General features: G+C 50.3%; 10 protein-coding genes. 7 read left to right on the forward strand and 3 right to left on the reverse strand.

The window, feature by feature from the left end:
* Positions 1 to 18 precede the first annotated feature (18 nt).
* Positions 19 to 1,695 (forward strand): glycoside hydrolase family 13 protein, encoded by a 1,677-nt coding sequence (locus PLA01S_RS29150; RefSeq protein WP_127595611.1) that lies wholly within the window; start codon positions 19 to 21, stop codon positions 1,693 to 1,695.
* 39 nt (positions 1,696 to 1,734) lie between these two features.
* Positions 1,735 to 2,796, forward strand: a complete 1,062-nt coding sequence (locus PLA01S_RS29155) for an NAD(P)-dependent alcohol dehydrogenase (RefSeq protein WP_127595614.1) — start codon at positions 1,735 to 1,737, stop codon at positions 2,794 to 2,796.
* A gap of 129 nt (positions 2,797 to 2,925) precedes the next feature.
* Here the strand turns inward: PLA01S_RS29155 and PLA01S_RS29160 are convergent, their stop codons facing one another.
* The gene (locus PLA01S_RS29160; RefSeq protein WP_127595617.1) at positions 2,926 to 3,774 is read right to left on the reverse strand and encodes a hypothetical protein; all 849 of its coding nucleotides are present in this window, start codon (positions 3,772 to 3,774) and stop codon (positions 2,926 to 2,928) included.
* On the reverse strand, positions 3,771 to 4,289 hold the full coding sequence (locus tag PLA01S_RS29165; protein WP_127595620.1) for a sigma-70 family RNA polymerase sigma factor: 519 nt from the start codon (positions 4,287 to 4,289) through the stop codon (positions 3,771 to 3,773). The genes PLA01S_RS29160 and PLA01S_RS29165 overlap by 4 nt, the downstream gene beginning before the upstream one ends.
* A 326-nt stretch (positions 4,290 to 4,615) precedes the next feature.
* Between PLA01S_RS29165 and PLA01S_RS29170 the strand changes: the two genes are divergently transcribed.
* The 5 genes from PLA01S_RS29170 (at position 4,616) to PLA01S_RS29190 (ending at position 8,800) form a co-directional block, all read left to right on the forward strand.
* Entirely contained in the window at positions 4,616 to 5,866 is a 1,251-nt protein-coding gene (locus PLA01S_RS29170; protein WP_127595622.1) for an MFS transporter, read from the forward strand.
* A gap of 521 nt (positions 5,867 to 6,387) precedes the next feature.
* Positions 6,388 to 6,708, forward strand: coding sequence for a PadR family transcriptional regulator (locus tag PLA01S_RS29175; protein ID WP_071222099.1), 321 nt, complete (start codon positions 6,388 to 6,390; stop codon positions 6,706 to 6,708).
* Between the two features lie 70 nt (positions 6,709 to 6,778).
* Positions 6,779 to 7,120, forward strand: coding sequence for a DUF1048 domain-containing protein (locus tag PLA01S_RS29180; protein ID WP_100540048.1), 342 nt, complete (start codon positions 6,779 to 6,781; stop codon positions 7,118 to 7,120).
* Positions 7,121 to 7,288: 168 nt separating this feature from the next.
* Positions 7,289 to 8,050 (forward strand): ABC transporter ATP-binding protein, encoded by a 762-nt coding sequence (locus PLA01S_RS29185; RefSeq protein ID WP_127595625.1) that lies wholly within the window; start codon positions 7,289 to 7,291, stop codon positions 8,048 to 8,050.
* The gene (locus tag PLA01S_RS29190) at positions 8,051 to 8,800 is read left to right on the forward strand and encodes an ABC transporter permease (RefSeq protein ID WP_127595628.1); all 750 of its coding nucleotides are present in this window, start codon (positions 8,051 to 8,053) and stop codon (positions 8,798 to 8,800) included.
* 268 nt (positions 8,801 to 9,068) lie between these two features.
* Here the strand turns inward: PLA01S_RS29190 and PLA01S_RS29195 are convergent.
* Positions 9,069 to 10,042, reverse strand: a 974-nt coding sequence (locus PLA01S_RS29195) for a WIAG-tail domain (protein ID WP_127595632.1), incomplete at its 5' end; no start/stop codon positions are given.

Consider the following 10,042-nt stretch of genomic DNA (forward strand, 5'->3'; position numbering starts at 1 on the left):
TAAACGGGGGATACGACAATGCAGAAAGTATGGTGGAAAGAAGCCGTTGCTTACGAGATCTATCCGCGCAGTTTTATGGATTCGAATGAAGACGGCATCGGGGATCTGCAAGGAGTTATATCCCGTCTGGATTATTTGAAGGATCTTGGGATTGATGTTATATGGGTATGCCCCGTCTATCGATCGTCCAATAACGATAACGGTTACGATATCAGCGATTATCAGGATATTATGACGGAGTTCGGATCCATGGCCGACTTCGATCAGCTGCTGGCCGAAATCCATAACCGCGGCATGCGGCTTATTATGGATCTGGTGCTCAATCATACCTCGGATGAACATCCGTGGTTTATGGAATCCCGTTCCTCCCGAACCAATCCGAAGCGGGATTACTACATTTGGCGGGATGCAAGGGATGGGGCCGAGCCGAACAATTGGGAATCCGTCTTCACCGGTTCCGCTTGGGAATATGACGAGTTAACGGATCAATATTATCTCCACCTCTATTCCAAGAAGCAGCCTGACTTAAATATGGAGAATCCGGCGGTCAGGGATGATCTGGTCAGGATGATCCGTTGGTGGCTGGATAAAGGGATTGACGGTTTTCGCGTGGATGCGATTACCCATATTAAGAAGCTGCCGGGTTTGCCGGATATGCCCAATCCGAATCACCTTCGATATGTCGATTCGAATCCAGGACATCGGAATATAGAGGGCATCCATGAATTTCTTCAGCAATTCAAACGCGAGGCGTTCGCTCATTATGACATTATGACGGTTGGCGAAGCGAGCGGCATTCCGATAGCGGAAGCAGACCGCTGGATCGGGGAAGAGAACGGGTCGCTGAACATGATTTTTCAATTTGAGCATGTCAATCTTGATTTCGGACTCGAGGGACGCTGGGATTATGCGGTCTGGGACTTGGCCGAATTGAAGCAGATTATGCATAAATGGCAGACGGGCCTTGAAGGCGTGGGCTGGAATGCCCTTTACATGGAGAATCACGATCAGCCGCGCTCCGTATCCCGTTTTGGCGATCCGGTCCACTATCATAAGGAATCGTCCAAGATGCTGGCTACTTTTTTTATGCTGATGCAGGGGACGCCGTTTATTTACCAGGGGCAGGAAATCGGAATGACGAATGTCGAGTTTGCGGAGCTGAGTGATTATCGGGATGTGGAGATCTACAATTATTACCGCGAGCGGCTACTGGACGGGAAAGACGTGTCCGAGACGATGCGCAGAATCGCGTACCGGGCTAGGGACAATGCAAGAACGCCGATGCAGTGGGATGACACGCTCTATGGCGGCTTCTCAACGGTTGTGCCGTGGATCCGCTGCAATCCGAATTACCATGAAATCAACGTAGAGCAGCAGCTAACCGATCCCGATTCCATTCTGAATTACTATAAAGCCTTGATCCGACTGCGCAAATCCAGTGAGGCGCTGATCTACGGAAAATATGAAGCCGTGCTTCAGGAGCATCCGGAAATTTTCGCTTATTCCAGGTCATTAGAGAATGAGACGTACTTGATTGTTCTCAACTTCTATAGCGGAACGCCGGATTTTCAAATCCCGGCAGAATGGCGTGAGCATCAACCGGAAGTTGTACTCTCGAATTACGAGCGCTCGGACCGAAGTTTCGACGAATTCGCTCTACACCCTTATGAAGCGATAGTTTATCGTGTAAACTAAGTGAGTAAGCGATTTCTTGAGATGAGAGGTGAATGCAGCTTGTCACAACCAAACATGATGTCTGCAGCCGTTCTAGATCGCCCTTTATCCATTGGGATAAAGCAGGTTCCCATTCCGGAGCCGAAGCCGGATGAAGCCTTGATTCAGGTGTATTGCATCGGCATATGCGGTTCGGATGTGCACTACTATGAGCATGGACGGATTGGCAGGTATGAGGTGAAGGAACCGTTGATTCTGGGACATGAGCTTGCCGGCGTTGTCGTAAGGACGGGGGAGAAGGTAAGAAATGTCTCCGTCGGTGACCGCGTGGCCGTGGAACCGGGCGTTACGTGCGGGCGCTGCACTTATTGTAAAAGCGGACGTTACAACCTGTGTCCGGATGTTGTATTTATGGCGACCCCGCCGGTTGACGGAGCTTGGGCCGAATACGTCGCGGTGCGAAGCGACTTCCTGTTCTGGCTGCCGGATGAAATGTCCTTTGAGGAAGGCGCTTTGCTTGAACCGCTGTCCGTAGGACTTCATGCCGTACGCCGCGGGCGTATCCAGCCAGAGGACCGGGTGCTGGTGCTCGGACTGGGGCCGATTGGCTTGCTTGCCATGGAGGCGGCCAAAATGTCCGGAGCCTCACAGATATTTGGCAGCGACGTCGTGGAATACCGGCTTAATCTGGCCCTTCAAATGGGAGCCTCCGGCGTGATCAATCCGATGGGCGAATCCGTTCCGCAGCGATTGGACGAGCTCACGGGAGGCGACGGAATCGATCTCATTATCGAAACATCGGGCAACGCCGGGGCCATCGCGGATTCGATCGGTTATGTGAACCGAGGGGGCCGCATCGTGTTTGTAGGCCTGCCAACAAAGGATGCCATTCCGGTGGATATCGGTGCTTTGGTTGACGCCGAGCTGGATGTATACGGCGTGTTCCGCTACGCGAACACGTACCCGGCGGCTATTCAGATGCTACAAAACAAGGGCAGTCGCATACGCGATATCATCACCCACCAATTTTCCTTGGATCAGATCGAGGAAGCCATAGAGCTTGCCCGCACGCAAAAGGACACCAGCGTAAAAGTCATGATCTATCCTCATCAAAACGCATAACATTCTTCGCTGCCGGGAGAGTCGCTTCGGGAGTTTGCGGTACAATCGCACCAAAACAACGTCATGGATCATCACAAAGAAAGCACCGCCCCAACACTTATCGGAGCGGTGCTTTCTTTGTGTTACTGGTTAGTCCGGGCGCTCATTGCTCATCCAGCTGTCGATGCGAAGATCATTGCTGTAGGCCTCGCGCGACGAAATTTCGCTGAGCTTCTGCTCGGCAGCCTCGCGAGTATCGAAACCGCCGATGACCGCAATGAAGTCGCCGCTGGCCGTCTTAATGAAAGTCACGCCGTCCTCCATATAAATCTCTTCCAGAATAGCAAGGGATTCCCCTTGCGGCATGGCTTCACTGCGAATATAGAAGACCTCGCGCGGGGTTACCGGCTCACCGGTCGAAGTGAGCTTCAGCTCAATATAGCCGGGATCTCTATATTCGGATACGGTATGCTTCACGCCGTCCTTCAGTTCAACGACAAAACGCATGGCCGAGTCGTCCAGAATCACATTTTCATAGACATCCTTTACCAGCGGGAGAGCCAGCATGTCTTTCTTGAGGGTTTCATAATCAAAGTTTCGTACGCCGTTAAACGTGAAGATCAGACGGTTTGGCGCATCCCGATGATCCACGGTGTAGGCCGGGACGCTGGAAACGGAATTGCCTTCCTGATCAAATTGAATCTTAAATACGTCCTCGGAAGCTTCCGTGCCCACGGTAACGCCGTCGGTCCGTTCGCCTCCGCCCCCGAACTGCAGAACCTGAACGATGCTGCCCACCACGGGGACTTTGGATAAGGCGTTTGCCACCGTCGGGATGTTGACGACGAATAACAGGGCAACGGCTGCTGCAACAACGGAGGAGTATCTCATCAAGCGCATGGATCGTTTACGGGCAGCCGCCTTTTTCATTGCTGCGTCCATAACGCCGGTTAGCTGGGCAGGGATCTCAATGTGTTCATAGCGTTCTTTTCCTGTCATAGACGATCGACCTCTCCCTCGATTAAATATGATTTTAATTTTCCGATAATGCGGTAGAACCTGGTCTTGACCGTGTTTTCGGACAATGCCAGCATATCCGCCATTTCTCTAAAGCGCAGGTCCTCAAAAAACTTCAGAATAATGTAGGTTTTCTCTTCTGGCATCAGTCTGTCCAAAGCATCATATAAATCCATTTTCTCTTCCAGCGGTACGGCATGCTCTGCGGCCGCATAGTCTTGCGTTTGGTCCTCCATATAAGCTACCCGCTTCTTGCGACCGAGATGGTCGATGGCAGCGTTAATGACAATCCGGGTCATCCAGGATTCAAAATACTGCGGCGTGTTCATCCGCTCATAAGCGAGATATCCCTTATAGGTTGCCTCGGAGACGATATCCAGTGCCTCCTGCTCATTTTTGACATAGCAATAGGCTACCCGGTATAACTTGCTTTTGCATTTCTCCATATTTTCGCTGAACTGTGTTTGCTTCGAGTCTTTCGCTCTCAGTTCACTCACCCCTAACTACTAGCGCTAGTATTTTATGTCATGGCACGAATTCGTTTTGATCTATTCCTGGTTTAATGGGTTGGATCATGCTCAAGTACTTGAGTGCGCTTGACTGATCATTAGACCGTGGAGAGGGCCAAATAGTTTTAGCCGGCATAAAAAAGTTACGGGTTGGTGAGATATACCATCTGATTCACTTGAAAAAATTAATCCGTGAACTTAACAGAAGTCTTTAACGGTGTTACTATATTAACCATATAAAATGTACGGAGGTCAGAACATGTAGGTTTTTCTACCCTAACCAACACAACTAAATACAGAATTGGGGTAGAAAGATGAAGAGGAAATCTTTTCGGTATCTCTGGATAGGTCAGGCGCTCGCCAATAGCGGCGATTTGTTTTACATTGTCGGCCTGATGGCAATTATCTATGGGATTACGGGATCCGCCATGTTGATGGCCATGATACCATTTGTCACGACGATGGCACGGTTTATAAGCGGGAGCTTTGCGCCCGTGTTGATGGATAAATACAGCCTCAAGTCGCTGCTTGCTTCATCGCAAATCGGGAAAACGGCCGTGTTGTTCCTATTGTTAGCGACCTACTATGTGCTGGGAGAGCAGGAGGTGACGGTCTATGCGATTCTCGGATTCGTATTCCTCATCTCTTTGCTCGATGGTTGGGCCGCGCCCGCAAGCCATGCCATGCTGCCTCGGCTGGTGGATGCCGCCGAGCTGACGAAAGCGAATAGCTTTGTTGCCACCGTGGATCAGCTAATTCAACTGGGAGGATGGGCTGTTGGGGGACTGCTGGTCGTAGCCTTGGGCGGAAGCAACGTGATATGGCTGACCTTTGCCTTGGCCCTGGCAGCCGCTGTCTTCATGAAGCTTATAGAGGATCGGTATGAATCCACCCAGGAACAGAAAGAGAAGGCGCGCGTTTCGAATTGTTGCTCCATTCAAGAAGGCTGGACACTCATTTGGAAACAGCCTTCTCTTCGGGCGATTCATGTGATTTATGTATTGGAGACGATGGCGGGCGTGATTTGGATCGCAGCGACCATCTACGTGTATGTAGCCGATGTGCTGCAAAGGGAGGAGGCTTGGTGGGGATATATCAACGCAAGCTTTTTCCTGGGACTCATGCTGGGTGGACTGTTTGGAATGAGAAACGCGGGGCTGATCGACCGCAATATCCGCAAATTCGTCATCTGCTCTTCCTTCGGCATTAGTATCATGACGTTCGGTTTCGGATTGACCTCGGTGCCTTGGCTTGCCCTGGTGTTCTCGGCAGGCTTCGGCGTTTTTGAACAGCTTAAGGCAGTTTCGCTTCAGACTACACTGCAGCGGGGCGTATCTGTCCATTTATTGCCGAAAGTGTACGCAGCTCAAAGCGCGCTTGTTTCGCTAGTATTCGGCTTATCTACCCTGTTGTTTGGGTTCATAACCGATGAATTCGGCGTTCGGGCTACGTACATCATCGCTGCCACGGTGTTGTTCATCTCGGGATGTTACGCAGTACGGATACGAACGAGATTGCCGGCGTTAGGGGAGGGGCCCGAACAAGTACGGATCGGCATCGAATAATCAATAAACAAAAGGCGAGCTTAACGCTCGTCTTTTTTGCATGCATAATTGATCCGGACGCAAGTAACTGCAAGCATCGCAAGACGGTTCATGTCGACATAAATGAGACGTTCGAATATGTCCCAAACACAAAAAGCAATCATACTTTCCAAAATCCAGCGTCATCAAGCGTTGCATAATCTTACGGTTTACGGAACGTGAAACTTAAATAAATCGCGCGGCGATACTGGGTTTAAAAACATTCGAAAATCCGGTTGACAATCCATCTACTACGTATTACGATATACCTGTAGTAGGTCACACTGAATACCGGCACCACTGAATAGTGAGGTTGCAAAAAATATTTTAGAGAAATTGTTGACATCTCCAACTACTTAGTAATACAATGTACATGTAATGAGTAATACTTAATAGCTTGTTTTTCCAAATGCTATTAAGTAAAAATTTCCCTTAGTACTATGTTATACTGAATATTGGTAATACTAATTAGGGGAGGGACGAAATAGAGGAGGCTTTCGAATATGGAAAATTTAACTGAAATGCTGAAGGGTTCGCTGGAAGGCTGCGTGCTGGAAATCATCAGCCGTCGTGAAACCTATGGCTATGAGATTACCCGCCGCCTGAACGAGCTTGGGTTTACCGAAGTCGTGGAAGGAACGGTCTACACCATACTCGTGCGGCTAGAAAAGAAAAAACTGGTGAACATTGAAAAGAAACCGTCAGATATGGGGCCGCCGCGCAAGTTTTACTCACTTAATGAGGCTGGCCGCCAGGAACTTGAATTGTTTTGGGAAAAGTGGGATTTTTTATCGTCGAAAATCAACGTATTGAAGTCAAACTAGCTTCATAAGATATTCCGTCCGATATTTTGGGGTGTCTTGTTCAGCTTTAAATAAAAGGAGGAAAAATAATATGTTGGAAATGTTCAAAAAAATGATTGGTGATAAAAAAGAGTACAAGATGATGATGGCACGGGTCGAAGCCCTGCCAGAGGACTACCAGTTTGTATTTAAGAAAATTCAAAACTACATGTGGAATTTCTCAGCGGGCAACGGGATGGATATGCTGCACATGCAGTATGAATTAATTGATTTGTTCGAAGCCGGTGCGGCGGAAGGCAGACAAGTGCTGGAAATCACCGGGGACGACGTGGCGTCCTTTGCCGACGAACTTGTGGCAAACGCTAAAACCTATGTAGCCAAGTATCGGGAAGATTTGAATCAGAGTATCATGAACCGATTGGGAAAAAAATAAATTCAATAGATCATACCGACTGATTAGCTGGTTACAAATGTGAATTGCCGCCTTCGCTATTCAGTTCATTTTTAACCCGGTAGTAAGTTATACAGATTATCAGTCAGACTAAATAGTGGAGTGTAGGCAATCTAGCTTCCAAGGCACTTATTATAAGGAGGAAAAAATATGAGAAATGAAGCGATTTCTGTAAAAGGGTTAAAAAAATCCTTTAAAGACAAGGAAGTCTTAAAGGGGGTGGACTTCGAGGTGCGGCGTGGGGAAATTTTCGCGCTGCTGGGCTCAAATGGAGCAGGCAAGACGACGACAGTCAACATCCTCTCGACGCTGATGAAGCCCGATGGCGGCGAAGCAGGTATTTGCGGCTTTGATGTCCAGCGTCAACCGGATCATGTTCGCCAGAGCATCAGCCTGACAGGGCAGTTCGCAGCTTTAGACGGTATGCTCACCGGGCGGGAAAACCTGATGATGATCGCCAAGATGCGGGGAGTTTCCAATCCAGCACAAGTCGCCGACAATCTGCTTGCAAGATTCAGCCTGACCGATGCGGGGGGCCGCCGGGCAGACAAATATTCGGGCGGGATGAAGCGCCGGCTTGACATCGCCATGAGTCTGATCGGAACACCGGCCGTCATTTTTCTCGACGAACCGACGACGGGGCTTGACCCCGAAGCGCGGATTGAAGTCTGGAATACCGTCAAGGAGCTCGCCGGCGGCGGCACGACCATCTTGCTGACGACCCAGTACCTGGAGGAAGCAGAACAACTGGCGGACCGTATCGCCATCCTGCACGGCGGAAAAATCATCACGACCGGTACCCTTACCGAACTCAAAGAGATGTTCCCGCCGGCGAAAGTGGAGTACATCGAGAAGCAGCCGACATTGGAGGAAATTTTCCTCGCGATCATCGGCAAAAAGGAGGAGATTTAAATGAAAAGCAAAACAGGGGTATTACTAGGGCGTTTAATGCGCAACATCATGCGCAGCCCGGATACGATTATCACGGTGGCGATTACGCCGATTATGATGATGCTGCTGTTTGTCTACGTATTTGGCGGCGCCATAGAGACAGGCACGAACAACTACGTCAATTATTTATTGCCGGGAATCTTGCTGATGGCTATCGCATCCGGCGTCGCTTACACTTCCTTGCGGCTGTTTACGGATGTAAAGAGCGGGTTGATGGCGCGTTTCATTACGATGCCCATCAAGCGCTCGTCGGTATTGTGGGCTCACGTGTTGACCTCGCTTTTTTCCAATGCGCTTACTGTCGTGGTTGTTATCCTTGTCGCGCTCTTGATGGGCTTCCGTTCCAGCGCTAATATCCTGGATTGGCTCGCGGTCGCTGGGATACTCGGGCTGTTTACGCTGGCGCTGACCTGGCTGGCGGTCATTCCCGGATTGACAGCGAAATCTATGGAAGGGGCGACAGCCTACTCGTACCCGCTGATTTTCCTGCCGTTTATTAGTTCAGCCTTTGTCCCCACCGAAACCATGCCAAAAATTGTTCGTGCGTTCGCTGAGAACCAGCCTGTGACTTCAATCGTGAATGCGATTCGTGCCCTCTTGTATGAAGGGTCTGTCGGCAACGCAATCTGGATCGCGCTTGCCTGGTGCGTCGGCATCATGGTCATCGCTTACTTCTTCGCCAGTAAAACATTTAAACGCCAGTTAGGGTAAGTACACCAGGATGGGATTAACCATATCAATATCAGTCGCTGCGATGAATGTATTTGCTATCATATGAAAGGCTGCTTAAATTCCCGGGCAACCGCCGACGAAATCACAATTGGTATGATTGGTGCGGCTCGATCGCTTATCCCTTTTGGACTGTCCAACGTGGACTGTATCATGATTAGGAAAGAAAATGGATGCATTGACGTGCAAGAGGCCCTCCCGTGTCACGTAGGGGAGAGCCTCTTTTTGGATTGCTATGCTGTTACCGGTGTTACCGTGAAGGACCGATCGCAATCCAGGACATGAAGCCATAAGCAAGATTGCAGTTAGGCTGACGGGTTACTTCCAGAACGGCGGCATCCTCGCGTTGGGACTTCAACGAGATTTGGAATCCCGGATTGTTGCTCATCCCAACAATGATATAGTTTATTCCGCCAAAAGGCTCCTCAAATTGGACGGTAACCTCAGTCAGCACCTCAGCACCAAATACAAATGGAGTCATGCCGAATTGCTGTAGCTTCGGCTGGCCGGCTGCGCTCCGTATAGGAGTAAAGCCCAAATGTTCGGCCGTTACCGCACCCTGTGCCAATTGTTGTCCGGTAACCGCTCCTTCGGCCAGATGGGCGCTGGTGACTGTGCCATCGGCAAGCTTGCTGCCATCGATAGAGCCTTCGGCTAACGTGAAGTTATTGAAGGCATCCGGTCCGAGATGCTTGCTGCCGATGGCTCCGTCAGCAATCTGCGCGCCCGTTAGGGAGCCGTCTGCAACGTGCGATCCTGTTATGGTAGCATCAGCAATCTTGCTACCTGTAACGGCTCCGTCGGCTATCGAGAAGTTGTTGAAGGCATCTGGTCCGAGATGCTTGCTGCCGATGGCTCCGTCGGCAATCTGCGTACCTGTGAGGGAGCCGTCAGCAACGTGAGCGCCGGTGATGGAAGCTTCAGCAATCTTGCTGCCTGTGACGGATCCGTCGGCTAATGTGAAGTTATTGAAGGCATCCGGTCCGAGATGATTGCTGCCGATCGCGTCGTCAGCAATCTTCGCGCCTGTGAGCGAACCATCCGCAACATGTGAACCGGTGATGGTAGCCTCAGCAATCTTGCCGCCTGTAACCGATCCTTCGGCTAACGAGAAGTTGTTGAAGGCATCCGGTCCGAGATGCTTGCTGCCGATGGCTCCGTCGGCAATCTGCGCTCCAGTAAGTGAACCATCCGCAACGTGTGCGCCGGTGATGGAAGCCTCAG

This window comes from Paenibacillus lautus NBRC 15380 (genome assembly GCF_004000945.1).
GTDB classification, from domain to species: domain Bacteria; phylum Bacillota; class Bacilli; order Paenibacillales; family Paenibacillaceae; genus Paenibacillus_AQ; species Paenibacillus_AQ lautus.